The 25,937-nt window shown below is 66.9% G+C and carries 19 protein-coding genes and 1 tRNA gene; 11 read left to right on the top strand and 9 right to left on the bottom strand.

Annotation, left to right across the window (positions count from 1 at the left end):
* Positions 1-11: 11 nt before the first annotated feature.
* On the bottom strand, positions 12-1,169 hold the full coding sequence (locus ACREPD_RS00095; RefSeq protein ID WP_431597394.1) for an SIS domain-containing protein: 1,158 nt from the start codon (positions 1,167-1,169) through the stop codon (positions 12-14).
* Between the two features lie 322 nt (positions 1,170-1,491).
* Between ACREPD_RS00095 and ACREPD_RS00100 the strand changes: the two genes are divergently transcribed.
* From ACREPD_RS00100 to ACREPD_RS00110, 3 genes are all read left to right on the top strand, one after another.
* Complete coding sequence (locus ACREPD_RS00100) at positions 1,492-4,848, top strand: TIM-barrel domain-containing protein (protein ID WP_431597395.1); 3,357 nt, start codon at positions 1,492-1,494, stop codon at positions 4,846-4,848.
* A gap of 131 nt (positions 4,849-4,979) precedes the next feature.
* Complete coding sequence (locus ACREPD_RS00105; protein WP_431597396.1) at positions 4,980-7,973, top strand: TonB-dependent receptor domain-containing protein; 2,994 nt, start codon at positions 4,980-4,982, stop codon at positions 7,971-7,973.
* Between the two features lie 52 nt (positions 7,974-8,025).
* Positions 8,026-9,381, top strand: a complete 1,356-nt coding sequence (locus ACREPD_RS00110) for a Gfo/Idh/MocA family protein (protein ID WP_431597397.1) — start codon at positions 8,026-8,028, stop codon at positions 9,379-9,381.
* Positions 9,382-9,583: 202 nt separating this feature from the next.
* Here ACREPD_RS00110 and ACREPD_RS00115 read toward each other — a convergent pair.
* Positions 9,584-9,660, bottom strand: a tRNA-Arg gene (locus ACREPD_RS00115).
* Between the two features lie 162 nt (positions 9,661-9,822).
* Between ACREPD_RS00115 and ubiA the strand changes: the two genes are divergently transcribed.
* Together ubiA and ACREPD_RS00125 are read left to right on the top strand one after the other, a co-directional pair.
* Positions 9,823-10,716 carry a 4-hydroxybenzoate octaprenyltransferase gene (ubiA, locus tag ACREPD_RS00120; RefSeq protein ID WP_431597398.1) on the top strand — a complete coding sequence of 298 codons (894 nt, stop codon included), beginning with the start codon at positions 9,823-9,825 and terminating at the stop codon, positions 10,714-10,716.
* A 96-nt stretch (positions 10,717-10,812) separates the two neighbouring features.
* Positions 10,813-12,204, top strand: coding sequence for a short-chain fatty acid transporter (locus tag ACREPD_RS00125; protein WP_431597492.1), 1,392 nt, complete (start codon positions 10,813-10,815; stop codon positions 12,202-12,204).
* 21 nt (positions 12,205-12,225) lie between these two features.
* Here the strand turns inward: ACREPD_RS00125 and ACREPD_RS00130 are convergent, their stop codons facing one another.
* The 3 genes from ACREPD_RS00130 to ACREPD_RS00140 all read right to left on the bottom strand — a co-directional run bounded on the left by ACREPD_RS00130 (position 12,226) and on the right by ACREPD_RS00140 (position 17,444).
* Entirely contained in the window at positions 12,226-15,087 is a 2,862-nt protein-coding gene (locus tag ACREPD_RS00130) for a hypothetical protein (RefSeq protein ID WP_431597399.1), read from the bottom strand.
* A gap of 228 nt (positions 15,088-15,315) precedes the next feature.
* Positions 15,316-16,833 (bottom strand): N-6 DNA methylase, encoded by a 1,518-nt coding sequence (locus tag ACREPD_RS00135; RefSeq protein ID WP_431597400.1) that lies wholly within the window; start codon positions 16,831-16,833, stop codon positions 15,316-15,318.
* An 11-nt stretch (positions 16,834-16,844) separates the two neighbouring features.
* Positions 16,845-17,444: a restriction endonuclease subunit S gene (locus ACREPD_RS00140; protein ID WP_431597401.1), complete on the bottom strand. Its 600-nt coding sequence runs from the start codon at positions 17,442-17,444 to the stop codon at positions 16,845-16,847.
* 129 nt (positions 17,445-17,573) lie between these two features.
* Here ACREPD_RS00140 and ACREPD_RS00145 point away from each other — a divergent pair, with 129 nt between their 5' ends.
* Positions 17,574-17,786 (top strand): helix-turn-helix domain-containing protein, encoded by a 213-nt coding sequence (locus ACREPD_RS00145; RefSeq protein WP_431597493.1) that lies wholly within the window; start codon positions 17,574-17,576, stop codon positions 17,784-17,786.
* Here the strand turns inward: ACREPD_RS00145 and ACREPD_RS00150 are convergent.
* Positions 17,709-17,897, bottom strand: coding sequence for a hypothetical protein (locus ACREPD_RS00150; protein WP_431597499.1), 189 nt, complete (start codon positions 17,895-17,897; stop codon positions 17,709-17,711). The genes ACREPD_RS00145 and ACREPD_RS00150 overlap by 78 nt on opposite strands.
* A 433-nt stretch (positions 17,898-18,330) precedes the next feature.
* Here ACREPD_RS00150 and ACREPD_RS00155 point away from each other — a divergent pair, with 433 nt between their 5' ends.
* Positions 18,331-18,468, top strand: a complete 138-nt coding sequence (locus ACREPD_RS00155) for a hypothetical protein (protein WP_421567865.1) — start codon at positions 18,331-18,333, stop codon at positions 18,466-18,468.
* A gap of 48 nt (positions 18,469-18,516) precedes the next feature.
* On the opposite strand, the gene ACREPD_RS00160 is transcribed toward ACREPD_RS00155, so the two are convergent.
* Both ACREPD_RS00160 and ACREPD_RS00165 read right to left on the bottom strand, forming a co-directional pair.
* A complete protein-coding gene (locus ACREPD_RS00160) occupies positions 18,517-19,839 on the bottom strand; it encodes a flavohemoglobin expression-modulating QEGLA motif protein (protein ID WP_431597402.1) in 1,323 nt (440 codons plus the stop codon).
* Between the two features lie 120 nt (positions 19,840-19,959).
* Positions 19,960-20,637: a VOC family protein gene (locus ACREPD_RS00165; protein ID WP_431597403.1), complete on the bottom strand. Its 678-nt coding sequence runs from the start codon at positions 20,635-20,637 to the stop codon at positions 19,960-19,962.
* A 237-nt stretch (positions 20,638-20,874) separates the two neighbouring features.
* Between ACREPD_RS00165 and ACREPD_RS00170 the strand changes: the two genes are divergently transcribed.
* From ACREPD_RS00170 to yidA, 4 genes are all read left to right on the top strand, one after another.
* A complete protein-coding gene (locus ACREPD_RS00170; protein WP_431597404.1) occupies positions 20,875-21,414 on the top strand; it encodes a hypothetical protein in 540 nt (179 codons plus the stop codon).
* A gap of 52 nt (positions 21,415-21,466) precedes the next feature.
* Positions 21,467-22,027 (top strand): hypothetical protein, encoded by a 561-nt coding sequence (locus ACREPD_RS00175; protein WP_431597405.1) that lies wholly within the window; start codon positions 21,467-21,469, stop codon positions 22,025-22,027.
* Between the two features lie 135 nt (positions 22,028-22,162).
* Positions 22,163-23,911, top strand: coding sequence for a peptidoglycan-binding protein (locus tag ACREPD_RS00180; protein ID WP_431597406.1), 1,749 nt, complete (start codon positions 22,163-22,165; stop codon positions 23,909-23,911).
* 206 nt (positions 23,912-24,117) lie between these two features.
* On the top strand, positions 24,118-24,966 hold the full coding sequence (gene yidA / locus ACREPD_RS00185; RefSeq protein ID WP_431597407.1) for a sugar-phosphatase: 849 nt from the start codon (positions 24,118-24,120) through the stop codon (positions 24,964-24,966).
* Between the two features lie 178 nt (positions 24,967-25,144).
* Here the strand turns inward: yidA and ACREPD_RS00190 are convergent, their stop codons facing one another.
* Positions 25,145-25,855, bottom strand: coding sequence for a basic secretory protein-like protein (locus ACREPD_RS00190; RefSeq protein WP_431597408.1), 711 nt, complete (start codon positions 25,853-25,855; stop codon positions 25,145-25,147).
* Positions 25,856-25,937 lie beyond the last annotated feature (82 nt).

The raw sequence follows: 25,937 nt of genomic DNA on the forward strand, positions 1-25,937 counted from the left end.
GGTGGGTGTGCTCAGCCATGGGGGTGGATGGTCACACCCTGTACCACACGGTTGACGGTGCCGTCGGGGAAGGGGTTATCCGGAGTCAGTCCCAGCGCGGCCGAACGCTGCAGCGCGAAGCATTGCGCCATCACCAGCCACAGCGGTGCCAGCCACGCGTCCGGCAGCGCCGGCGCGTCGAGCACGAAGTCGCCCTCCACGGCGTCCGCGCCGGAAGGCCCGACCGAGATGACCCGCGCCGCAATCCCGTCGCGGCGCAGTTCGTTCAGCAGGTCCTGCTCGTAGCGCCGGGCCAGTGGCTGTGCACTGCGCAGCATCACCACCAGGGTGTCGGCATTGAGGGTGGACTTGGGGCCGTGGCGGAACCCCAGCGGCGTGTTGGCCAGCGCCAGCACGCGCCCGGCGGTGAGCTCCAGCACTTTCAGCGCGGCCTCGCGCGCCGCCGCTTCCAGCGGGCCGCTGCCCAGGTAGATCACCCGCGTGCAGTCGGCCTGTGCCAGCGCCGCCACCGGGGCATCCCACGCGTGCAGCGCCTGCTCGCCGTGCACGGCCAGATCGCGCAGGCGCGCAATGCGCTGCGGCCATGCCGCGCTGTCGAACACGCTCAGCGCGGCCAGCAGCATGCAACTGAGGCTGCTGGTCATCGCGAACGCGCGGTCGCAGCTGGCCGCGGGCATCAGCAGCGACAGCGTGTCGCTGCGGCCTTGGCCATTCTGGGCCAGCGCGCCGTCGGCATTGCAGGTGATGTCCAGGAAGCGCGCGTCATCCACCTGCGCACGCACCAGTTCCACCGCCGCCACGCTCTCCGGGCTGGAGCCGCTGCGCCCGAACGACACCAGCAGGGTCGGCCGGTCGCGCTCCAGGTACAGCTCGGGATGGGTAAGCAGGCTGGTGGTATGCAGTGCGCGCACCTCGGCCGGCCACTGCGCGTTGATCTGGTCGGCCACCATCTCGGCGATGAAGCCGGAGCTGCCGGCGCCGGTCAGGATCACCCGCTGCCCGGGCTGGCGGAGCGTATCGGCGAGGAAGCTGTCGATACGCGTATGGGCTGCCTCCAGTGCGTCGGCCAGGGCCGACCACAGGCGGGGTTGCTGTGCGATTTCTTCTGCAGTGTGCGCGCCGCCAAGGCGCTGCCAGGCGGTCAGGTCGGGGAGCAGGGTGACGTGCATTTGCAATTCCTGTTGGGCGACCGCAATTTCGATGTTTTCTTTCGAAATGTCAATTATCGAAAGATTAAAATAAGTTTGGTCGGTCACAGTTTTCGATCTCAATGTCGTTCCCTGCGCCATAGGATTTGCCTATCCCCACGCCGCACAAGGACATTTTGTCGCGTTCAGCGTGCATATAGAAAGTGGTGCTTTGCATCATCTTTCGTTTGAGCGCGATTCCCATTCTTTTTTCTTTTCAATTTGTTGACATCTTTCGAGTAGCTGCCCCATAGTCCGCCGCAATGGTTTCGGACACCCGCCAACCGCGGGCTTTGGGGGCAACGTGGTTACCCGCTGTCGACGCACCGTACTCAGCCTCTCCCTGTTGGTCCCGCTGTTGCTGGCGGTGCCTGCGCACGCCGCGCCGCTGGGCAACCTGCAGTCCATTCGCGCCGTGCCTGGGGGCACTGCAACGGCATGGACGCTGGCCACCGACAACGGCATGACGGTCCGCGTGGACCTGCTGCGCGACGACCTGCTGCGCGTACAGGCCGGGCGCGGCGCCACGCTGCAGCCCGCCGGCGACAAGGCGGCCCCGATCGTGCTGCCGCAGTCCCCCGCCGCCGTGCCATTCCAACTGGAGGAAGACGCCGCCGAACTGCGCATCCGCACCGGGGCGCTGGTGCTGCACATCCAGCGCCAACCATTGCGGCTGGCATTGGACCGCCGCGATGCCGGCGGCGATGTCGCGCTGTGGCGCGAACTGCAGCCGCTCGACCTGGATACCGCGCAGAGCGTGCAGGTGCTGAGCAGTGAAGCGGACGAGCAATTTGTCGGCGGCGGCCAGCAGAACGGCCGCTTCGCCTTCAAGGGACGCGAGCTGGAGGTGTCGTATTCCGGCGGCTGGGAGGAGGGCGACCGCCCCAATCCTGCGCCGATGCTGCTCAGCTCCCGCGGCTGGGGCATGCTGCGCAACACCTGGAGCGATGGCAGCTACGACCTGCGCCAGGCCGACCAGGCCACGCTGCTGCATCGCGAAGACCGCTTCGATGCCTACTACTTCGTCGGCGCCGGTCTGCCCGCACTGCTCGATCGCTATACCGCGCTGACCGGGCGCGCCGCGCTGCTGCCGCGTTGGGCGTTCTCGTATGGCGATGCCGACTGCTACAACGACGGCGACAACATCAAGAAGCCCGGCAGCGTGCCCGAAGGCTGGAGCGATGGCCCCACCGGCACCACCCCGGATGTGGTGGACAGCGTGGCCAGGCAGTACCGCGACCACGACATGCCCGGCGGCTGGATCCTGCCCAACGACGGCTACGGCTGTGGCTACAAGGGGCTGCCGGAAACGGTGAAGGGCTTGGCCGGCTACGGTTTCAAGACCGGGCTGTGGACCGAAAACGGCGTGGACAAGATCGCCTGGGAAGTCGGCACCGCCGGCACCCGGGTACAGAAGCTGGACGTGGCCTGGACCGGCAAGGGCTACCAGTTCGCGATGGATGCCAACCAGTCGGCGTTCAACGGCATCCTGCACAACTCCGATTCGCGCCCGTTCCTGTGGACGGTGATGGGGTGGGCGGGCATCCAGCGCTACGCAGTGGCCTGGACCGGCGACCAGAGCAGCAGTTGGGATTACATCCGCTGGCACATTCCCACCCTGGTCGGCTCGGGGCTGTCCGGCATGGCCTACGCCAGCGGCGACGTGGATGCGATCTTCGGTGGCAGCGCCGAGACCTTCACGCGCGACCTGCAGTGGAAAAGCTTCACCCCGGTGCTGATGGGCATGTCCGGCTGGTCGGGCAGTGCGCGCAAGCACCCGTGGTGGTTCGATGAACCCTACCGCAGCGTCAACCGCGATTACCTGAAGTTGAAGATGCGCATGACCCCGTACATGTACGGGCTGGCGCATGACGCGGCGACCACCGGCGCACCGATCCTGCGCGCGCTGATGTGGGATTACCCGCAAGACCCCAACGCGTGGAACGAAACCTACAAGTACCAGTTCCTGCTGGGCCGCGACCTGCTGGTGGCGCCGGTGTACCGCAGCCAGGCCGCCAGCCGTGGCTGGCGCCGCGACATCCACCTGCCGCAGGGCCGCTGGATCGACTACTGGGATGGCCGCGCGGTGCAGGCCGGTGCCGAAGGCCGCCAGCTGGATCGCCCGGTCGACCTGGCCACCCTCCCACTGTTCGTGCGCGCCGGCGCCATCGTGCCGATGTACCCGGAGATGCTGTACGACGGCCAGAAGCCGCTGGATGAGGTCACCTTCGATCTGTATCCGCAGGGCAACTCGCAGTACACGCTGTACGAAGACGACGGCACCACGCGCCGCTACGAGAAGGGCGAATCCAGCCAGCAGCAGATCACCATGCAGGCGCCGGCGCAGGGCAGTGGGCCGGTGCAGGTCAGCATCGATGGCGTGCGCGGGCAGTACCAGGGGCAGCTGGCGCAGCGCCGCTATGCGCTGCGGGTGCTCAGCCGGCAGAAGCCGGCGGCGGTCAGCCTCGACGGCCGCGCACTGCCGATGGTGGCCGACGCCACTGCGTGGCAGGCCGCGCCGGAAGGGTGGTACTACGACGCAGGCGAACGCCGTGGCACCGTGCACGTGCGCACCGCGCCGACCGACATCCGCCAGCCGCTCGCCTTCCAGCTGGATATCGCGCAGGCGCCCGCACCCGCCGATGACGTGTTCCCCGCCGCGCCGGTGCTGGGCCGCGCGCTGCCGGCCGACAGCCTGCTGGTGGTGAACCGCCCCGCCGAAGAGCGTGGCTACGAGCTGGAAAAAGCGTTCGATGACGACCCGGCCACCTGGTTCCGCACCGTGCGCAACCAGGCCGTGCGTACCGGCGCCCACGAATGGGTGATCGGTTTCGGCGAACGTCGGCTGATCGATGGCATCGCACTGGCGCCACGCAACGACCAGCACTGGAAGAGCGGGCAGATCCGCGACTACGAGATCTACCTGGCCGACAGCAACGGCGAATGGGGCGAGCCGATCAAACGCGGCCGCCTGGCGTTGAAGCAGGACCTGCAGCAGATCGACTTCCCCGCCCGCGCCGGCCGCCTGCTGCGCTTCCGCGTGCTCAGCGTGCAGAATCCGGACGGCGACGGGGCCGCCGGCAGTGATCCGATGGTCACCGCCGCGCAGGGCAACGTCGCGCGTGCGGTGGATGCATTGCAACCGCGCGATGTGGGCCCGATCACCCTGTCCACCTTCCAGATCCTGGAACACCAGTTTGCAGAGCGCCCGGCGCAGCAGCGCTACCTGTCCGAACTGACCTTGCCGGCTGCCGCCAGCGCGCAGGTGCGCGCCGACCTCGCCTTCCAGGGCGGCCAGCCCATGCGCATGAACGGCCTGCTGTTCCGCCGCGGCCTGGGCGTCGCTTCGGTGAGCCGCATCGACCTGCAACTGCAGGGCCAGTGGCGCCTGCTGCGTGCCGACCTGGGTATCGATGATGCCTGCCGTGCCTCTGGTGGCATGCAGTTCCAGGTATGGGGCGATGACCGCCTGCTCTACGACAGCGGCCTGGTGAAGGCGCCGGGCGTGGTCAAACCCGAACTGGATATTCGCGGACTGCAGCGGCTGAGCCTGCGCACGCTCGGCGCGCAGGGCACGCAACCCGCACAGGTATGTGGCAATTGGGCCAACGCCGCCTTGATCGGACAGGAGGGCGATACCGCCAGCATCGTGTCGCCCTGACCCACGCACCACCCCGCTGAAGAAATCCCCCCGTTTCCCGACTACGGCCCGCTGGCCGTGGTGCGGGGGACTGTTGCCCGAAAGAACCCACCCAGGCAGCCCCACGCTGCGGAATGCACAAGGAGCCAAAGATGTTGAACGAACGCCATCGCCATCGCCGCATCCCCGCTACACCCTTGTCCGTCGCGCTGGGGCTTGCCCTGGCCGTGAGCGGTCCGGCGCTTGCCCAGGACGACGACACCGCCACCGAAGGCAAGGCCAAGGCCAATGCCACCGAACTGGCACGCGTGCAGGTCACCGGCTCCAACATCCGCCGCAGCGATGTGGAAACGTCCTCGCCGGTACAGGTGATCAGCAAGCAGGACATCGAGAACATGGGCGCGCGCACGCTGCTGCAGGTGCTCGACAACCTGCCCGCCGCACGCCCCGGGCAGCAGGATTCGCGCTCGCTGTTCACCGGCTCCGACGGTGCCTCGCAGGCCAATCTGCGCGGCCTGGGTGCGCAGGGCACGCTGGTGCTGCTCAATGGCCGCCGCCTGTCGTACTACGGCGCGCCGGCCGGCTTCCAGACCCAGTTCGTCAACATCGACGCCATTCCGGCCGCCGCCATCGAACGCATGGAAGTGCTGACCGACGGCGCCTCGGCCGTGTACGGTACCGATGCCGTGGCCGGCGTGATCAACGTGATCACCAAGCGCTCCTACCAGGGTGCGGAGATCAACGTCACCGCCGACAAGTCCTCGCGCATCGATTCCTACGGCGAGCAGCAGGGCAGCATCACCGCCGGCTTCGGTGACCTGGATGAAGACCGCTACAACGTGTACGCCTCGGTGAATCTGTATCGCCGTGATGCGATTCCGCTCAGTGATTTCTACGACAAGCGGCCGAGCCAGTACTACGTCAACAATCCGAACTACATCACCAACCTGCGCCTGGGTACCGGCAGCAAGCCGGGTGTATTCAACCCGGGCAGCTACTTCGCCTTCGATCCGGTCACCGGCGCAAAAGTGCAGGAGGCGGCTCCGGGCTGCAACACCGTGCTCACCACCGAAGCCGCGGGTCCGCGCTGTATCTGGCAGACCTGGATGAACAACGAGATTGATGCCGGCGCCAAGACCGAGCGCAACACCATCTACCTCAATGGGCATTTCCTGCTGGGCGAGACCACGGAAGCTTTCGCCGAGGCGACCTACACCGACATCGACCTGACCGCCAACGGTGGCACGCCGCGCGCCTACGGCACCACAACCGGTAACCCGACCAGCTGGTTCTCGCGCAACACCGGTACCACCGTCAATCAGTTCCTGTACCCCTACCTGGGGCCGAACAACGAGTACAACCACGCGAGCCCGGAACTCAGGGCGCTGATGGGCGGCGTGGTGGGCCTGCAGTACCTGCTGCAGGACGTCGGCGCCAACCACTTCGGCCAGCGCAACACCGACCAGAGCTACCGGGTGCTCGCCGGCCTGCGCGGCAGCTTGGGCGACGACTGGAACTGGGAGACTGCCTTCGCCACCGCCGGTACCCACTCTGTCACTTACCAGACGACCAACGTGAATCTGGAAGGCTTCGAGCGCGCGTTTGGCCCGTACACCACCGACCCGGGCACCGGCCGGATCATCATCTCCGACCACCCGGCGTACAAGTTCGGTGAAATCAGCGAGGCCAACGCCGCGTTGATCCGTGAAGCCTTCCCGACCTTCGACATCCAGTCGTGGACGCGCCTGCATACCCTTGATGGCAAGATCGAAGGCCCGCTGTTCAGCCTGCCAGCCGGTGACGTCCGTGCCGCATTCGGTTTCAATGCAACCCGCGAAACGTTCTACACGCCCGGTAATCCGGACGCGGCCAACGGCCTGATCACCCAGCAGGGCGGCTCCTGGTTCGATGGCAAGCGCAACACCTATGCGTTGTTCGCTGAAGCGGTTGCACCGCTGACCGATAAACTGGAACTGGACGCCGCGCTGCGCGTGGACAAGTACCCCAACTTCAGCGCCAACCTTGCGCCAAAGATCGGCCTGAAGTACCAGGTCCTGCCGCAGTTGCTGCTGCGAGGCACATATTCGGAAGGCTTCCGCGCACCCAGTCTGGCCGAGGCCGGCACCGGCGGCGTGTTCGCCCAGCTCGGTGGCTACCGCGATGAAGTCCGCTGCGACGAGACCAACGCGATCGCCAACCTGCTGCGTCAGTCCAGCCGTACTGGCGACGTGGATCTGGGCAATAGCCTGCTCAACAGCGATTGCAGCCGTACTGTCGCGCGCATGACCCAGCCCAACCCGGACCTGAAGCCGGAAAAGGCCAAGATCTCCACGCTGGGCTTCGTATACGAACCGGCCAGCTGGATGTCGATCTCGGCCGACTACTGGTTCATCTACCGCCGCAACGAGATCGCCGCACCGGACTACAGCAAGGACGAAGACATCCTCTCGATGTCGCGCTCGCCGATCACCGATTCCGACCGCGCCAATCAGGCGGCGCTGGCGGCCATGTGCGCCGAGCCGGCCAGTGGCGTGAGCTGTCCGACGACACTGCCCGGCTACAGCGTGGGCAATGTCTCCAGTGTCGTGGGCCAATACAAGAACCAGGGCCGAACGCTGGTGGATGGCTTCGACATCGACGCACGCAGCCGCTTCTCGCTGGGCGACTGGGGCAGTCTGAACATCGGCCTGGCCGCCACCATCGCGCGTCGCAAGGAAACCTACACGGACGACGAAACCCGCTGGTACTACGGCAACACCATCGGCTACTACGGCAACCCGCGCCTGCGTGCCACGTTGAATGCCGACTGGTCCTACAAGCAGGTCACCACCAGCTTCTTCATCAACTACGTGGGCACCACCAAATGGGCCTGGGACCAGATCGACGCTGAGGACAACAACCCGGAGACCTGCACCGCCGGCTTCCTTCCGGTCAATCCGTCCCAGTGCGACGGCGTGCCGTCGTGGTGGACCGCCAACCTGAGCGTGGGCTGGCGCCCGGACGACCACTGGAGCCTGGGCTTCACGGTCAAGAACCTGTTCAACCGTCTGCCGTTCTACGACCCGAACAGCTTCCTGGGTGACTCCAGTGACTATGCCAGCATCTTCGGCCGCAGCTACAGTCTGCAGGTCGGCTACAAGTTCTGATCGTTCCAATGCGCCGGCGCACGCCGGCGCGATTCCACAGGAGTAACGTTCCATGAAGCGTAGGGAATTCATTGCCGCCAGCGCGGCCTTGGCTGCCACCAGCCTGCTGCCGGAAACCCCGGCCTGGGCGCGCGGCCGCACGCTGCGGCTGGGCCTGATCGGCACCGGCATGCGCGGCCAGGTGCTGCTGAAGGAGCTGGTCCGCCGCGACGACGTCGAAGTGGTCGCGCTGTGCGACATCGAACCGATCATGCTCAAGCGCGGCATGGACATGGTGGCCAAGGCCGGCAAGAAGGCGCCCACCGCCTACGGCCAAGACGGCGACCGCAACGCGTGGAAGCGCCTGCTCGAACAGCGCGGCCTGGACGGCGTCATCATCGCCACGCCGTGGGAGTACCACGCCCCGATGGCGATCGCCGCCATGCAGGCCAAGGTCGCGGTCGGCTGTGAAGTGGTTGCCGGCATCACCCTGCAGGACCACTGGGACGTGCTCAAGACCCAGCTCAGCACCGGCACGCCGTACATGCTGCTGGAAAACGTCTGCTACCGCCGCGACGTGATGGCCGCACTGCAGATGGTGCGCAAGGGGCTGTTCGGCGAGCTGGTGCACCTGCAGGCCGGCTACCAGCACGACCTGCGCGGGGTGAAGTTCAACTCCGGCGATCCGTCGCAGCCGTATGACAGCGGCGTGGAGTTCGGCCCGCATGCCTGGTCCGAAGCACGCTGGCGCACCCAGCATTCGGTGGACCGCAACGGCGAGCTGTACCCCAGCCACGGCATCGGCCCGTGCGCCATGTACACCGGCATCAACCGCGGCAACCGCTTCACCCACATCAATGCGTTCGCCAGCAAGGCGCGCGGCCTGCACGAGTACACCGTGGCCAAGAGCGGTGGCACCACCCATCCCAGCACCAAGGTGAACTTCAAGCTCGGCGACATCGTCACCACCACCCTGGCCTGCGAAAACGGCGAGACCATCCTGCTGCAGCACGACACCTCGCTGCCGCGTCCGTACTCGCTGGGCTTCCGTGTGCAGGGCACCCACGGTTTGTGGATGGATGTGAACCAGTCCATCCACATCGAGGGCCGCAGCCCGCCGCACAAGTGGGAACCGTTCCAGGCCTACCAGGACCAGTACGAGCACCCGCTGTGGAAGCAGCACGCCGACACCGCCGCCAGCGCCGGTCACGGCGGCATGGACTGGTTCGTGATCCACGCGTTCGTGGAGGCGCTCAAGGCCAAGGCCCCGATGCCGATCGACATCTACGACGCCATCACCTGGAGCGCGATCACCCCGCTGTCCGAGCAGTCCATCGCCAACAGCTTCCAGACGCTGGAATTCCCGGACTTCACCGCCGGCCTGTGGAAGCAGCGCAAGCCGATCTTCGCGTTCGACGGCACGTATTGACCTGATCCCGCGCAACGCCGGGCTCCGCCCCGCCGTTTGCCGTCCGGCACCCCGCAGCCACGCAGGGCGTGGCTCTACCGGGAAAAGCACGCGCACCGTAGAGCCACGCCCTGCGTGGCTGCACGCACGCCAAAACCGACCGGTAGCGCCACGCTCTGCGTAGCTGCCCGGCATATCCGGCGAAACAGGAATTCGAACGAGGTGGTGCGCCCGGAGGGATTCGAACCCCCGACCAATGGCTTCGGAAGCCACTACTCTATCCGGCTGAGCTACGAGCGCATATTGGAACCGCCGTGCCGCCGGCCAGGCCGGGGCGGGCATCGCAGCGCCTTGAGGCGGTGCGGGACGGGCATTCTATCCGTAAACGCGGCGCAGGTCTGCCCCCTGGGGCGAAACGCGTCGTACAACGCCCGACGGCGGCCTTGGCGGTATCCTTTACGCATGGCTTACGAACGTTTTGACGCCCCCGCCGGTGCCCCACCGTCGCGTTGGGGCCAGTACTGGAAACTGATGCGCGCCGATCGCCCGATCGGCACCCTGCTGCTGCTGTGGCCTACCTGGTGGGCGCTGTGGCTGGCGTCCGGTGGGCTGCCGCCGCTGTGGACCCTGTTCGTGTTCACGGCCGGCGTCTGGCTGACGCGTTCGGCCGGCTGCGTGATCAATGACTACGCCGACCGCTGGCTCGACCCGCACGTCAAGCGCACCAAGGACCGGCCGCTGGCCAGTGGCCGGGTGTCCGGCCGCGAGGCGCTGGTGCTGTTTGCCGGGTTGATGCTGGTGGCGTTCGCGCTGGTGCTGACCCTGAACGCGCTGACCATCGGCATGAGTTTCATCGGCATCTTCCTGGCTGCCAGCTACCCCTACCTGAAGCGTTACACCCATCTGCCGCAGGTGTACCTGGGCGTGGCCTTCGGCTGGGGCATCCCGATGGCGTTTGCCGCCGTGAAGGGCGAAGTGCCGGTCATCGGCTGGCTGCTGTATGGCGCCAACATCCTCTGGTCCACGGCCTACGACACCTGGTACGCCATGGTGGACCGCGACGACGACCTGAAGATGGGGTCGCATTCGACCGCCATCCTGTTCGGCGATCTGGATCTGGTCATCCAGGGCATCCTGTACGCGCTGTTCCTCGGCACCATGGCCCTGGTGGGCGTGCGGGGCGGGCTGGGCGGTTACTACTGGCTGGGCGTGGCCGTTGCCGCCGGGCTGATCGCGTACGAATTCTGGCTTGCCCGCAAGCGCGAGCGTGATCCGTGCTTCAAGGCCTTCCTGCACAACAACTGGGTGGGCGCGGCGTTGTTCGCGGGTATCGCGGCGGCATTGGCGACCGGCTGACCAGTCACCCGACCAACGGTCGGGGGCTACCGATTGATGACTGTGGGAGGGTGGGGCATGGCGAGCAACGTATCTGCAGCGGCACATGACGGCTGGATGGCACGCTTGGCGCTGCGTTCGGCCGCCTGGGCGGAGAAGTGGTTCCCCGACGCGTACGTGTTCGCGGTGCTCGGCGTGGTCATCGTCGCCGTTGCGGCCATGGGCTTCGGGGCCAGCCCACAGGCTACCGCGCGCGCGTTCGGCGACGGCTTCTGGACGCTGATCCCCTTCACCATGCAGATGGCCTTCGTGGTGATTGGCGGCTACGCGGTCGCCACCGCGCCCGTGGTGGCGCGCTTCATCGAACTGCTGGCGCGGGTGCCGCGTACCGGTCGCGGTGCAGTGGTGTACGTGGGCCTGGTCAGCATGCTGGCCTCGCTGCTCAGCTGGGGCTTTTCGCTGGTGTTCGGCGGATTGCTGGTGCGCGCGCTGGCGCGCCGCGAAGACCTCAAGATGGACTACCGCGCCGCCGGTGCGTCGGCCTATCTGGGCCTGGGCGCGGTATGGGCGATGGGCCTGAGCTCCTCGGCCGCGCAGCTGCAGGCCAACCCGGCCAGCATGCCGCCCGGCCTGGTGGAGATCACCGGCGTGCTGCCCTTCACCGAGACCATTTTCCTGTGGCAGTCCATCGCACTGACGGCCGCGTTGATCGGGGTATCGCTGCTGATCGCCTGGTTGACCGCGCCGGGCCCGGCCACCGCGCGCACCGCGCGTGAGTTCGACGGCGCCGCGCAGGCCGAGCCGCAACCGCTGCAGCCGCGCACGCGCGCCGGCGAATGGCTGGAGTACAGCCCGCTGCTGACCATCCTGCTGTCGCTGCTGGCGTTCGGTTGGTTGTTCAGCGAATTCGCCAGCAAGCCGGTGGTCACCGCGATCGCCAACCTCAACACCTACAACTTCCTGTTCATCTCGCTCGGCCTGCTGCTGCACTGGCGCCCGCGCAGCTTCCTCAATGCGGTGGCCAAGGCGGTGCCCAGCACTACCGGCGTACTGATCCAGTTCCCGCTGTACGGCGGCATCGCCATGATTCTCACCCATGCGGTCGGCAGCGGCGGCGAGACGCTGGCGCATCGGCTGTCCAGCGTGTTCGTCCACATCGCCACCACCGACACGTTCGCACTGGTGATGGGCGTCTACTCGGCGGTGCTCGGCTTCTTCGTGCCGTCCGGTGGCGGCAAGTGGATCATCGAGGCGCCGTACGTGATGCAGGCGGCGAACGAACTGCAGGCGCACCTGGGCTGGGCGGTGCAGGTCTACAACGCCGCAGAGGCGTTGCCCAACCTGATCAACCCGTTCTGGATGCTGCCGCTGCTGGGTGTGTTGGGGCTGAAGGCGCGCGATATCGTCGGCTTCACCTTCATCCAGCTGCTGGTGCACATCCCACTGGTGCTGGGCCTGCTCTGGCTGCTCGGCATGACCCTGGCCTATGTGCCCCCGGTCATGCCGTAAGCCCGCAGTGCCGCAGGCGGCTCAGTCGGCGGCCGACCAGTGCGGTGCCCGGGCCAGTACCGCGTCCACCACCGCGTGGACCTGGTCGGACTCCAGGCAGCCCTGAAGCAGCGGCGGCAACGCGGCTCGGAGCATGTCCCTGAACACCTGCGGCGGCATCGGGCGCGCGTCCGCTACCAGCGCATCGATCTGGGCGCCCATCCGGCGATACAGATCCGGGTTTGTCGCCACGTCGGCAAACCCACCCAGCAGCAACAGGCCGCGAGAGCACGGTGCCGCATCGCCGGCGCCAAGCGGTGAGCGCTGCGCACTGTCCAAACCGATCAGCGCCTGCAGGCGGGCATCCGGGTCGACACCCTCTGACGGCACCTGCAACAACGCGTGCCGCGCCGGGTCCACGAAACGCGGCTCCTCGGCGGGGTCGTCCAGGCGCAGCCGCAGCTGGGTGTAAAGCTGGTTCGCGCGTTGCGCGGCGGAAGCGTCCGGTCGTTCGGTGGCGCGCAGCATCAGATAGTCGGCCTCCAGCTCGCGCACCTCCGGCGCCTGTTCGCGTGCCCAGTGCCGCACACGCACATCCTCGGCCCCATAACGCCCCAGCTCCAGCGCCTCGTGGCTGGCCGCATCGCGCAGCAGCGAGTAGCGGTGCAGTTCGCGGCGGTACTGAGCGCCCAGCGGGGCGGACGGCATCCCTCCCCCGGTGGTCTCGGCCGCGGCCACGATCTGCAGGCGCCGCCCGAAGGCGGTGACCCGGCTATGCAGCAGGTCACGCCGCCGGCGGTGCCGGTCAACATCACCGCCCTGGGAGGTCAGCGCCCAGTGGGGGGCGAGGTGGTCAAGGCAGGCATGGAAGTCCTCGTCGGCATCCACCGGCATCAGCACGTGCAGGCGCCTGCGCTGGGAGGACAGCAGCTGCGGGTCCGCCGCCAGCGGCGCGGGCACCCAGTCCCAAGAGGGCGCTTGGGGGTGTTGCATCGCGTGCTCCATCGGCGCGTCATGGAGGTCCACCAACAGCGCTGCGTGCTTGTCCGGGTGGGGTGACGTGGTCATCCCGACGGCCCGCAGCCGCTCGGCGCCTGCCAGGGCACGGTCGATGTACAGCAGCGCCAGCCGTGGGTCCCGCGCCGTGGGCAGTGCGCCATGGGCGATGATCAGTTCGACTTCGGGTGGCACGGCGCGGCGGGGACGATTCCTCGGGACGCCGTAGGCGTCGTACCTGATCGCCTCGACACGCAGGTTCCCTTCCACTGCGAAGGCGTGCTGGTAGTGCTGCGCTTGCTGCTGGGAGTCCACCAGCAGCAGTGCCCGCAGGTCACGTTTGGCCAGGCGGACGAAGCGATGGAAGTGCTGTGCGATGACCGGCGCCATGCGCGCGCTGTGCAGGGCCTTGGCCGCGTCGGCGTCACGCGGAGGTGGAACGTGAAGCGCGGCATCTGCAAGGAGCGGGCCGTCGGTCCAGACGGGCACCACGACGCCATCCTCCACCGCCTGGCGCGGGGGGTAGTGGAACAGTCCCGCGCCTGGGTCGAGGTCGGGCGCGCGCGTGGCGACGGGGTGCGCGGCGAGAGTGAGCCATCCTGAGCCGGGCAGCGCGTGCCGCAAACCGCGCAACTCCTTCGGGTCGCTCGTCCAGAAATCGGCGTCCACCAGCAGGACCAGGTCGTTGCGTTGGACGGGCTCAGCGACGCCGCGCGCCCACCGGTGCAGGACACGTAGCGGCACCTCGAGCGAAGACGGCGCACACCCGGCAAGCAGCTCGTCCACCTCGCAGGCGGGGAGCGGGTCGCAGGCCTTTCCTCGCGGTTGCCGCGCCGACGCGGCGCTGCGCGTAACCGGTACCAACACGCGAAGCGCCGGCAGGCCGGGTTCGACAGCCAAGGCCTGCAGCAGCCATTGCCGCGTCTGCCGAAGACCCGAGCCGGCCGCCAGACAGAGCTGCCCGCCACTGCGTCGGCCGTTGGCGTCCACCGTGCGCAGTGCCTGCAGTGCTTGCTGCACGGCGAAGAACTGCGCAGACCGGGCGATGCAACGGCCGCCGTCGGGGCCAACACGCACGAAGCCACGTAGCACCTGCAGCAGCCGGGTACGCGCCAGCAGGCCGTGGAGCAGCTCGGCATGCGCAGACCGTGGCGATTCCAGCGGATCGTCGACGAACGGCACCGCCGCATCGCGCGGTTGCGCCTGCACCGCCGCGTTCCATCCGTGTTCGCGCCAGCGGACCCACGCATGCTGCGGCGTGCCCACGGTGGCGTAACGGCCACCGCGACGCTCCATGCTCAGCAACAGCTGTGCCTGCAATGGGGGAGGATCGATGTTGCCGGAGAGCATCCCGCGCCACAGGTGCTTGATACCCTCCGCCGCCGTGCCCCAGCGCCGCTGCCGGTCGCGCTCCACGCACGCCACCACCACCAGCGGCAGGCCATTGACGTAGCCCACCAGTTCGCGGATGTCCGGCGCGCCGCAGGGCGGCAGGCCGTAAGTGGCCTCGGCGACATCCCAGTGATTGCGTAGCACATTCACCCCGTCGACCAGCGGTACCTGCAGCAGGACCCGGCTACCGTCGGGCATTGTCTGCTCTGACGGCACACCCTCAAGCAGCAGGTGATGAAGCGCGTTGCTGGCGCTGAGCCAGTCGCGCAGGTGGCAGCACGCCGCCACGCGTTCGATGATCTCCGGGAGAGAGTCGGGTGCGAGCGGCACCTGCTGATCCTTCCACTCGAATCGGTACCGTCGCAACCAGGGCAGCAGGCGCTTCTCCAGTACAGGGCTGCCTTGTGCGTCACGCAGTGGCGCCAGTGCCGCTTCTGTCAGGTAGTTCCACCCCAGCCGACGCAGCCAGCCCACCACCGAGCGCCGCACCTCATCGTTTGGCAGGGAATTGATCATGCCGCTGGCTCCGCGATCAGGGGGAGCAGCGCATTGCGAGTGCGAAAGTGCGGGCCGGTGATATGCATGGCCCAGTGTGTTCGATCCGATGCGTGGCCGGTTGTGTGCATCATTCCGGTTCCTGCGTTGGCCAAGGCGCAACGCAGCAAATCTTTTGATCCATTGGCAAAACTACATAGTCACAGCCAATCATCGACGCGTACGTGCGTGCAGGCAGCACCTGGCGGTTCACTCAGCCTCGGAGAGCTCCAGCGCCAATGCCTCCAGCTCTGCATTCAATGCCTGCTGAATCTCGTCGAGCTGCGCGGTCAGCGCAATCCGGTGCTGCCTGTGCGCGGCAAAGTCGGCCGCCGTAGAGGAGGCCGGCGCCGGCTGCACGTAGCGCGCTACGCTCAAGCTGCCGCCGCTCGCTGCTACCTCGTCCGTCCGAACGAGATGTGCGATGCCGGGTACGCTGGCGCGATCGGCGCAGATGCGACGGATATCTTCGGCGGCGGTCGCATCCAGTCGCGGTTTGCGGGTACCGGGCTTGCAGAGCGCAGATCCATCGACGAACAGCACGGCGGCGTCGCGGCGAGCCGCGCGCATCACCAGCAGCGCAGTGGCCACGGGAGTGCCGGCAAACAGCCGATCAGGCAGGCAGATCACGGTTTCCACCAGATTCGCCTCCAGCCATGCCAGCCGCAGGCAGGCCTCGGCGCCATCGCGGAACAGCACCCCATGTGGCACCACCACGGCCATGCGGCCGTGCTGTGGATCCAACGTGGCGAGCATGTGCTGGACCAGGGCGGCGTGCGCCCACTGACGCGGCGCGATGGCGTGCATGAAGCGAAGGTGCGGGTCGTGGTAGCCGCGTGCCGGTGACCAGCGCAGGGTCAACGGTGGGCATGCCAGGCAGACGCGGAAGCGCCGGAGCTGCCCGCCGTCAACAAGCGGCTCTTCCAGCGGCTCGCCGGCAAGGATATGAAGATTGGCCAAGCCATGCAGCACAAGGCGCAGACGTGCGACCGCACAGCGCCCGGGATCGCGATCCTGGCCAAAGAGCAGCCATTGATGCGCGCCCAGCCGGCTGTGCCCGCCGTGTGCATCGCTGACCCAGCGGGCGGCCGCAAGCAGCAGGCTGCCCTCGTCACAGGTGGGGTCATACACGCTCTCATCCGTATCGGGATCGGTGAGCGCGGTCATCAGCCAGGCAAGCGATTCGGGGACCTGCGGTGAGGCTGCACTGCCACGCCGCCCGGCCGAGCGTTCCAGCATCCGATCCACGGCCTCGCCGACGTCGGGCCGGTGGGCCAGCGGCCGCCCACGGAAGTCCAGCGCCGGGATGCAGAAGCGGTCGAGCAGCCGCCTCAACGCCGTGTCACGACGTTCGGCATCGGCCGGCAGGGCATTTTCGAGGCGAAGGTTCGGAAAGAGGTTGCACAGCTGGCTGGGGTTGGCCTGCGCAAGCACGCGCAGCGCCGCCATGAACCGCGGCGCGTTGCCGGGTGTGTAACGCTGCTGGAACAGGTACTCGAAGTGGGCCTGGCTGGGCGCCTCGAGCAGCGGCAGGGAGCGCACCGCGCCCAATGCCGCGCTATCGGCAGAAGGCTCACGGGGCGTCGTATCACTGGCGATCTTCAGCAGCAGCAAGGCGAGCAGCAGGAGAGTAGCGGAGCCGGCGTCGTCTCCACCCTCCAGCACCTCGCGCGCCGAGGTCAAGGCAGCAAGCGTGGCGTGCGCGCCTCGCAGGGGTATGCGGCTCATGCAGGTCTCCTTCAGAGCAGTCGTGCGGTGACGGCGGCGATTTCCTGGCGCCGCGCGGCGATGAGGGCTTCCAAGCGGGAGCACTCCAGTTGCGCGGCGCGTGCGATGGCGACGATGCGCCGCTGCTGCGCCAACGGGGGCAACCGCAGCACCAGCTGCTCCACCGCGATCTTGCGCACGCTCTTCTGGCGTGATCCGGCCGACTGGCGGCGCAGTTGTTCCTGCGCCGGCGGCTGGTTGAGCTGCCAGGCAAGGAAGGCGGGCAGGACGGTGCAGGTTGACGTCACCCGGATGACGTAGAGGTGCGGGGTGCACACCGTGTCCGGGGGCGGCGAGCACAGCAGGGCAGCCACCGGGCGGTTGCCCCGCGCCGTCAGCAGGACGTCCTCATGCCGTACCCACTCCGGCTCCTTGCGCGGGCGCAGCCGCGTACGCAGCAGCGCGTGCGGTTCGTGCAGTCCCGAGGCGGTCACGTTCTTCAGCTGGATCACCCGCACCGGCCCATCGGAAACCTCGGCGATCGCACCCCGGAACGGGTGGCCCTGGCGCACGCTGGCGATGTCGGCCAGTCGCAGAGTGGAAGGCTCAACGCGGTGGGAGTACGACGACATAGCGAGGGTTCCGATAGTGGAAGATTGGATATAGCGTTGGCAGCTGCTCCATCACCATGCGCGGTCATGCCGAAAACCATCCATCGACCCGAGTACAGGCTGCTTGTTGATCTGGTGCGCGCCCTGCGTATGAAGGCAGGCCTCACACAGAGCGACGTTGCCGAGAGGCTAGGCGTCACGCAGTCACACGTCAGTGACGTAGAGCGCGGAAGCCGCCGATTGGATGTGATCGAGCTGAGAGATCTGGCGCGCATCTGCGGAACATCACTTCCGGACGTTGTGGCTGAGCTGGAGTCCAGCTTGCGGAAGAAACGCGTTCCTCAAGGAACAAAGGGACAGTAATCCGCTGATCCTGACGAGTTCGTCCATGTCGGCGATCACGCCTGGAAAGGAGTTTCGCTGGCGCAGGTTCGCAATCTCCGCGAGTTGCAGAATCGGATGCAGGGTGTTCATGGGTTCCAACCTTGCGTGGCGCAGGATGGAGCGTCAACGTGGCGCTCTGCACCATTCGGACTGGTGCACAACGCCCCCGGGAACTGGAACGGATCGCTGGGTTCTTGAGAGGTTGCGTATCTCGCGATTGGTTGCTGCAGAGAGTTGATCAATCGCGTTTCAACGCGTGCGCAGAATGCAGTCGTTCCGGCCTGCGCCGACATCCGTGTTCAGGGTGATGACTACGCTAGCTGCCGGAGAACGTCATCAGGGAATGACATCACGGCATAAGCGTGCCGGGAGCGCATGGAGGCCGTTGATAACACAGTCATTGCCGATGCATTACGGCACGGAATTGACGAATTTGTATGGAAATTGCCACGCGGCCTTAACCCAGCGCTGCACACGATTGCTCCGACCGCGGCATTCCGCACGCGGCATCCGGAGACCCGACATGTCCCAGCAGCGCAAGCAGAGTTCGCAGAGCCAGCGTGGTGAGCAGCAGGAGCGCGGACGCGAGCAGCAGCAACAGCAGCAGGAACAGCAGCGCAACCAGAATCAACAGCAGGGCTGGAAGGACGAGGAAGAGTGACGGCGGGCGGCATCGATCACCCCTGAGGGCCCCGCTTCGGCGGGGCCTTCATCGTTCAGCGGTCGCCATCAACTCGTCTTCATACGCCGAGAAGCGCTGCAGGTCGAAGGTATCCAGCCGCATCGCCTGCGCTGCGGTCGAGAAGGCCAGTGTCGCCAGCACACGCTCGGGGTGCTGCGCCCACGGCGGCACGTAACGGGGGGCGGCGATCAGCCCGTTGTCCCGGTAGGGCGCCAGCGTCACCAGGTCGCCCAGATCGACCCGCCCGCAGAACATCAGGCGCAGCGTATCGCCGCGATTCTCATGCAGGGCGCGCTTGATGAAGGCGGTGACCAGCAGCAGCCCCTCCAGGTACGCCCCGTCCTTGGTGAAGCACACCCGGCCGCGGACGTCGCCACCGCGGAAGATGCGGGCCGCGCTGCGGTAGCTGTCCACCTCCGATTGCCCGGCCGCCAGAAATGCGCGGAACACCTCGATGAAGTCGGCGCCTTCCAGCGCTTCCTGCAGGCGTACAACGCGCAGCGCCAGCCGCCGCAGTCGGTTGATGTCCATGGCCCCGGTGATGATTTCCGAGAACGTCGCCAGCCCCTCCTGCGTGCGGGTGGTGCGCGGTGCGCCGGCACCCAGGCAGCGCAGCCACGGTTGGTGCTTGCCATTGAGCAGCGTGGCCGAGTGGATGAAGGCCTCATGCTCGACCAGCTGGTCCAGGTCCAGGGTCGAGAACAGCGCATCGGCGCGCAGGCGGATGACCTTGCTGCCGGCGGCGGCCTTGGAGGCCAGCTCCGTATCCAGCACCACCTTGACCGGGTCATCGGTGAAGAAGGGCTCGATCCGTTGGCGCAGCAGCACGGAGAAGTCCGGGGCGGGAATCTCGTACTGGATGCGGGGCACGTACTGCGAGCCGATCAGCTGATCGGTGATGGCCAGCATCTGCGCCGCCGACTGCGCGGTGGTGGTGGCCTGCGAGCGGTACTGCGTGGCGGGCTGGCCGTACAACAGCGTGGAGCACTCGGTGAAGCGCGGTGTGCCGATGTTGGCCAGCATGATGGCCGCGATGCGGTAGCTCCAGGCGGTGCGGTACAGCCAGTCGCCCACCGGGTGGCCCCGGTCCAGGTGCTGCAGGATGTTGTCCAGTGCGCCGATGGTGTCGGCGTGGTCGACCGGCTGGGTCGGCGGGGCCGGCATTTCCGGTTTCCCGGCGCGCCAGGCGTCGAGGAAGCGAGTCTCCAGCTCGATCGGCCACGCCAGCCCGGACAGCACGCGAATCCTGCTGCCCAGCTTGGCCAGCTTGGCATCCACCTCCAGCAGCGGCGCAAGCGCAGGGTCCGCCTGGGTGGGGTCAGGGACGGGCGCGGAGGTGGCGTTTTCCACGGCATTACCCAGCGTTGAGGCACCTTCCCACTGTGTTGGCCGCCGGTTGCCCCGGCAACCGCGCTTCTACCTGTCGGGGATCAGCAAATGTACTGGGCGCAGGTGAATGCGGGTGCCAGCTCAGCCCGCCGCAGGCGCGGTCACACGCCAGCCCTGCTCGGGGTCATCCAGTTCGCCGGCGCGCACATCGCCCAGCGTCACCACAATGCCGCGCGCGTTGGGCAGCACCTTCTGCTCGGGAAACCAGCGGCGGGTGGCGTCCACCACGATCAACAAGCCCTCGTCATCGCCCACGGCGGCGAAATGCGGAACCGGCGGGCTGAGGTAGCCCAGCCCGAAGGCCGCTTCGGCGCGCGCACCCAGTGCCGCCACATCGGCCGTGGGCAGCCCCACCTCGCTCACGCAGGTCAGCTCGCTGCCGTTGAACGCGCCCACGCGCCCGGATGCGGGCAGCCGGCGCCGGCCGATCAGTTCCAGGATCAGCCCGTCGGGCCCGTCGAAGTAGATGGATTCCGAATCCCAGCGCCCGCCGAACATGAAGTGCGCTTCGCCGGCCGCATTGCGCTGCAGCGGCGTGCGCTCCAGCAGCCATTCGGTGGCGGCGTTGAAGCGATCCGCCGGTACGTTGAAGGCCAGGTGCACCCCGCCTACCGGATCGCTACCCGCCGGGCGCAGTTGCAGTGCCGTCCAGCCGATCAGCACCACGTCGTCCTGCAGGGGCAACTGCAGCACCTCTGCAAAGTAACCGCTTACCTGAGCAACATCGGATACGGGAAGCTGGATCGTGTGGATTCGCATGGAACAAGGCACCGGATGCAGCAGGAGATGTCAAAAGGCTGACATCGCGTCTTGGGATAATGGACTGGCGGCCCTTACAATGTGATGGGCATCACGTTAATTTCGTGCTTTGCATCACGCATGTCGTTATCGCCCCGGGCCGTGGGCGGGATGTGAACGCCATGGCATTGGCGCGCCGCTATGCTACGCGCCCCGGCGTAGTGTGATGTGCGCCACGACACGAATCAGGAGGATCCGTTGTCCCACTCTCGCCCCATGACCTTGCTGGCCCTGTCGCTGAGCATCCTGCTGGCCGCGTGCAAGCCCGACGCCGCCGCCCCGACTGCGCCCGCCGCACCTGCCGCCGCCGCACCTGCCGCCGCCGCGCCGGTGGCCGCAGCACCTGCTGCTCCTGTTGCTGCACCGGCCACCGCAGCCGATGCATCCGCTACCTGTGCCTACGCGGACTTCGATACCTTCCTGCCGCATTTCGGCCGTGAGATCGCCCTGCAGGAGAAATCGGTTGCCGATCCCCTGCTGAGCGAGCGCTACGACACCGAAGGACATGATGAGCCCACGCTGGTCAGCGAGAAGGTGCCGCTCAGCGAGGTGACCTGGCCGGTCATGCCCAATCCGTCCGGCTTGAAGGACATGGGCCGCGAGATGCAGGTCAGCCGCCAGGACGACGGCAGCATGAAGGTGCTCATCCGCACGCCCGATACCAGCAACCAGCAGTCGTACTACTTCGCTCAGCGCCCGTGCTGGCAGCTGGTACGAATGACCGACGAGTCGATCTGATCCAGGCGGCCGGCGCGCGTGCGCGCATGGCCGCCCCGCAACGGAGTGTGTGATGTCGACCTTGCGTTTCGTTCCTCCGCTCGCGCTGGCCCTGCTGCTGGCTGCGTGCAATGCACCCTCCGGGCCGGCTGGCAGCGCCGCCGCCCCGGATGCCGCCGTCGCGCCCGCGAGCGCTGCGGCCGCCACCCCTTCACCCACACAGCAGGAAGAGAAAGGCATGCACAAGGAATGCCCAGGTGCAACGTTGCACCTGACCGCGTTGCCGGCCAAGGACGGTGAAACCACCCACACCCGCCTGGAGATCGAGAAGGACGGCCAGCGCCGTGCCATCGACGCCCCGGCGGAGATGAGTGACTACACCGCCGTGGGCCTGGCCTGCGCGGAAGACACCAAGGGCGCATCGTATTTCGTGGTGCAGTACGGCGAACTGCCGTTCGGCTGCGCGTTCTGCGAATGGTTCTACCTGTACGACGCCGACGGCAAGCAGCTGACCCACAGCACCCCGCCACTGCGCGGCGAAGCCGATGCGCAGTCGCCCAACAATGACGAGTACTCGCAGTTGATCGCCAAGCTCGGCATCACCCATCCGGAGGTGGACTACCTGGAAGACTGAGTTGGACATCGACACGACGTCGATGCGCGTTGGCCGGAAATGATTTCCGGTAGGTATTGACCGGTGGTCAATACGCTTCAAAGGAGCGGTACCCCTTAAGGAAAGCCCCTTTCTCATAGAATGGATAGCACAGACATGCCTAACGACATTTACACCAATATGGTGCAGCCGCCCGGCGCGGCATACCGCAGCAGCCAGATCGAATCGTGGAGCCACTATCGCGAGCCGATCGACGAAAGCCGTGCCCTGCATGGCCAATCGCGCCGCTGGGGCGACGCATCCCCGGAAGTACAGTCGCGCGTCATCGACTCGCTGATCGAGTCCTCGCGTAATGCCGGCCTCACCCCGCGCGAAACCGCGCACGTGCTGGCCATCGCCCGCGTCGAATCGGGCTTCAATCCCGACGCTGCCGCCGGCACCACCTCGGCCTCCGGCCTGGGTCAGTTCATCGACAGGACCGGCAAGCACTACGGTCTGAACAACGCCAACCGCTTCGACGTCGACGCACAGTCGGACGCACTGGTGGCGCACTTTGTCGACAACCGCAACCTGGCCCGCGACCGTGGGCAGGGCGAAGACTACATCTACAAGTATCACCATGACGGCCCGACCAAGGATTACGGCGGCCTGGGCCTGTCGCACCGCAAAGTCGCCCCGCATCTGGATGAGTACGAACAGTTCGTCACCCAGCGCCTTAGCCAGACCCAGGGTCAGACCCATGCGCCGACGCATGCCCCGGGCCAGCCGCAGCCCGCAGCGCCCGCTGCTGCCGCCGTCGCCGGTGCTGGCGCGGCCAGCCATGCGGCCGGCCAGGCACGCTCGTACGACCACACCATGCAGGTGATGCTGCCACCGCAGAACGGCGTCAAGCCGCACATCACCGGGCACTTCGGTGAACACCGTGGCGAGAAGAGCCACGGCGGCAGCGACTTCAACTACGTGGGCGGCCAGGCCGGGCGCAACCTGCAGCACCCGACCATCCACGCGCCGATCGCCGGCACCGTGACCTCGGTGGGCGGCAAGTACGGCACGGTGATGATCCAGGACGCACAGGGCAACTCGCACCAGATCCTGCACATGCAGGACACCAAGGTGAAGGTCGGCCAGCACGTGCAGCCGGGCGATCCCATCGGCACCATGGGTGGCCGTGGCCCGCAGGGCGCGAACCAGTACGCCCAGCACGTGCACTACCAGATGAAGGATCCGGCCGGGAAGCTGATCAACCCGGAAACGTACTGGAACAAGGGCGTCCAGCGGGAAGCGGGCAAGCATGGTCATGCGCACGACCATGACCATGCACCGGCCGGCACCCTGCGCAAGGGCGACCGCAGCGACGAGGTGGGCAAGCTGCAGGAAGAGCTGAACCGCCTGGGTGTGCGCGATGCCAACGGCAACCGCCTGTCCGAGGACGGCAAGTTCGGCGACAACACCCGCGACGCGGTGCTGGCCTTCCAGAAGCAGCAGGGCCTGAAGGAAGACGGCGTGGTGGGCCGCGACACCCTCGGCAAGCTGACCGCCGCGCAGTCGCAGGGCGCCGACACCCGCACCGCCGCCGGTCCGCTGCTGGGCGACAAGGGCCATCCGGACACGGCGCTGCACAATGCGATCCGTGGCCAGCTGCCCGCTGCCATCTCCAACGAAGCGGCCGCCAACGTAACGCTGCAGGCCAAGCAGGCCGGCATCGATTCGGCGGAGAAGCTGCAGAGCGTGACCGTGCAGGATGGCAAGGCCTTCGTGATGGGCACCACGCCGGGCTATCGTGCCGCGGTGGACCTGAGCCACGCGCCGCCGGTCGAGCAGACCAGCGCGCAGCTGCTGGGCAGCAACAGCCAGCAGCAGAACCAGGTGCAGGAAGAGCAGCAGAAGGTCGCCATGGGCCGCTGAGCCCGAGGTCTGACCGACGCGTAACGTGTGTGTAGTGATGAAGCCAGCCAGGGAAACCTGGCTGGCTTTTTTTGCCTCTACGGCAGCCATCGAGGCAGAGTGAGCGCGTGCTGCCGGTGAGTGGGCGGCGCTGAAGCACGCCACTGGTAAACTAGGCCGTATTGCTGGAATGCCAGTGCAAGCCGCGGTGCGAAAGGTTGAGCGTGATGGACAGGAGCAGCCGACCACCGGCTATTGAGCTGGTTGCCATCGATATGGATGGCACGCTGCTGGACCCGGCGCACCGGCTCACGCCACGGGTGAAGCAGGCCATTACCCGTGCCCGCGAGCAGGGCGTGCGGATCGTGCTGACCAGTGGCCGGCCGGTATCGGGCCTTGCGCCGTTCCTGGACGAGCTGGGGATCAACGGGAGCGAGGACTACTGCATCGCCTGCAATGGCGGCCTGGTCACGCGCGTTGCCACCGGTGAGGTGGTAGTGGAGTATCCGCTCAGCTTCGATGACTTCCTGTTCTGTGAGCAGGTGGCACGCGAGCTGGGCGTGCACTTCCAGGCGCTGGATGGCGAGCGGCTGTACACGCCCAACCAGGACATCAGTATCTACACCGTGGCCGACTGCCACCTGTCGCGCGTGCCGCTGTCGTATCGGAGCGTCCGCGACATGGACCCGGAGATGTCCTTCATCAAGCTGATGATGGTCGACGAGCCGCATATCCTCGACGCCATCATCCCGCAGCTGCCTGCCGCGTTGACCGAGCGCTTCGCGGTGCTCAAGAGCGCCGCGTTCTTCCTCGAAGTCTTCGATCAGCGCGCAGGCAAGGGACCGAGCCTGCAGAAGCTGGCCGAACACCTCGGTATCGACCGCGCCCAGGTGATGGCCATCGGCGACCAGGAAAACGACCTGAGCATGCTCCAGTACGCCGGCACCAGCGTGGCGATGGGCAACGCGGTCGATGCCGTCAAGGCTGCCGCCCTGCACCAGACAGCAACCAACTCGGAAGAGGGCGTGGCCCTGGCCATCGAGCGTTTCGTGCTAAGCGACGAAAAAGATCGATAACGCTTCGTGCTGAACGACGCCGCACATCAATACTGCTGCGCGCTGCATGGCGCCGCACATCAATACTGCTTCGCGCTGCATGGCGCCGCAGATCGGTAGGGTCGGTTCCCAAACGACTGCCCTCGGCCCTACATGATGCATTGACGCATGGACCCAAAACGGAGCGACGCTTCTGCTATCAAGCGCCCCGCACGGCACCGCCCTGCTGGGCGACATAAGCATCCCAAAGCGCCGGCAGATCCTCGCCGGTGTGCTGCTTCCACAACGCAGGCGTATAGCGGCCCTTCCGCAGCGCCGCATCCAGCGCCTTCACCAATCCCGGATGCCCGGCCTCGCCCCACTTCAGGAACGCACCGGTAACCCGGTAACCCGTATCCACCTTGTGCTCAGCCTTCACCTGCGCGGGTAGCGCCCAGCCGCCGGCACCGTTGTCGACACCGTAAAAGTCACGTGCATAGTCGGCGATCCCCTCCACCAACCACGAAGGCGCCTGTTCGCTGGCGTAGCCCGGGTAGCCCTGCACGATGTGCATGGCTTCATGGGTGACCAGGTCGGTGTCGTTGGGATGCTTCTCCAGCCAGCGCGGGTTGATGGTGATGGTGGCAGATTTCTCCTTCTCACCCACGTACGCAACACCGTCGTACGACGGGTCCATGACGATGCGCACGCTGGACGGTGCCGAGGGATGGAAGTCCCTCCGCTCACGCGGATAGGTAGCGAAGAACGTCGCGATGATGCGGTCACGCACCGCTGCAACCGTTGAGCCACTCTCGTCCTGATAGGTCAGCGTGACCCCGTCGCGGGTCTGTTGAATCTCCGCAGCGTGTGCGGCGGGGAAGGCGAGGGCTGCAGCGACGACAGGGGCGATCAGGCAACGGCGCAAACGCATACGTGGCACTCCAGGACGGGATGGGCAACCGCGACGATCCTGCAACAGCGGCCTGGTCCATCGCAAGTGCCATTTAGTTCGA

Origin of the sequence: Stenotrophomonas sp. (genome assembly GCF_050737075.1) — a bacterium.
Classification (GTDB): domain Bacteria; phylum Pseudomonadota; class Gammaproteobacteria; order Xanthomonadales; family Xanthomonadaceae; genus Stenotrophomonas.

Bases quoted from the DNA above. Each gene is read 5' to 3' on its own strand.
- ACREPD_RS00095 (WP_431597394.1), bottom strand. From the start codon at position 1,169: ATGCACGTCACCCTGCTCCCCGACCTGACCGCCTGGCAGCGCCTTGGC.
- ACREPD_RS00105 (WP_431597396.1), top strand. From the start codon at position 4,980: ATGTTGAACGAACGCCATCGCCATCGCCGCATCCCCGCTACACCCTTG.
- ACREPD_RS00110 (WP_431597397.1), top strand. From the start codon at position 8,026: ATGAAGCGTAGGGAATTCATTGCCGCCAGCGCGGCCTTGGCTGCCACC.
- ubiA (WP_431597398.1), top strand. From the start codon at position 9,823: ATGGCTTACGAACGTTTTGACGCCCCCGCCGGTGCCCCACCGTCGCGT.
- ACREPD_RS00125 (WP_431597492.1), top strand. From the start codon at position 10,813: ATGGCACGCTTGGCGCTGCGTTCGGCCGCCTGGGCGGAGAAGTGGTTC.
- ACREPD_RS00130 (WP_431597399.1), bottom strand. From the start codon at position 15,087: ATGATCAATTCCCTGCCAAACGATGAGGTGCGGCGCTCGGTGGTGGGC.
- ACREPD_RS00135 (WP_431597400.1), bottom strand. From the start codon at position 16,833: ATGAGCCGCATACCCCTGCGAGGCGCGCACGCCACGCTTGCTGCCTTG.
- ACREPD_RS00140 (WP_431597401.1), bottom strand. From the start codon at position 17,444: ATGTCGTCGTACTCCCACCGCGTTGAGCCTTCCACTCTGCGACTGGCC.
- ACREPD_RS00145 (WP_431597493.1), top strand. From the start codon at position 17,574: ATGAAGGCAGGCCTCACACAGAGCGACGTTGCCGAGAGGCTAGGCGTC.
- ACREPD_RS00150 (WP_431597499.1), bottom strand. From the start codon at position 17,897: ATGAACACCCTGCATCCGATTCTGCAACTCGCGGAGATTGCGAACCTG.
- ACREPD_RS00155 (WP_421567865.1), top strand. From the start codon at position 18,331: ATGTCCCAGCAGCGCAAGCAGAGTTCGCAGAGCCAGCGTGGTGAGCAG.
- ACREPD_RS00165 (WP_431597403.1), bottom strand. From the start codon at position 20,637: ATGCGAATCCACACGATCCAGCTTCCCGTATCCGATGTTGCTCAGGTA.
- ACREPD_RS00175 (WP_431597405.1), top strand. From the start codon at position 21,467: ATGTCGACCTTGCGTTTCGTTCCTCCGCTCGCGCTGGCCCTGCTGCTG.
- ACREPD_RS00180 (WP_431597406.1), top strand. From the start codon at position 22,163: ATGCCTAACGACATTTACACCAATATGGTGCAGCCGCCCGGCGCGGCA.
- yidA (WP_431597407.1), top strand. From the start codon at position 24,118: ATGGACAGGAGCAGCCGACCACCGGCTATTGAGCTGGTTGCCATCGAT.
- ACREPD_RS00190 (WP_431597408.1), bottom strand. From the start codon at position 25,855: ATGCGTTTGCGCCGTTGCCTGATCGCCCCTGTCGTCGCTGCAGCCCTC.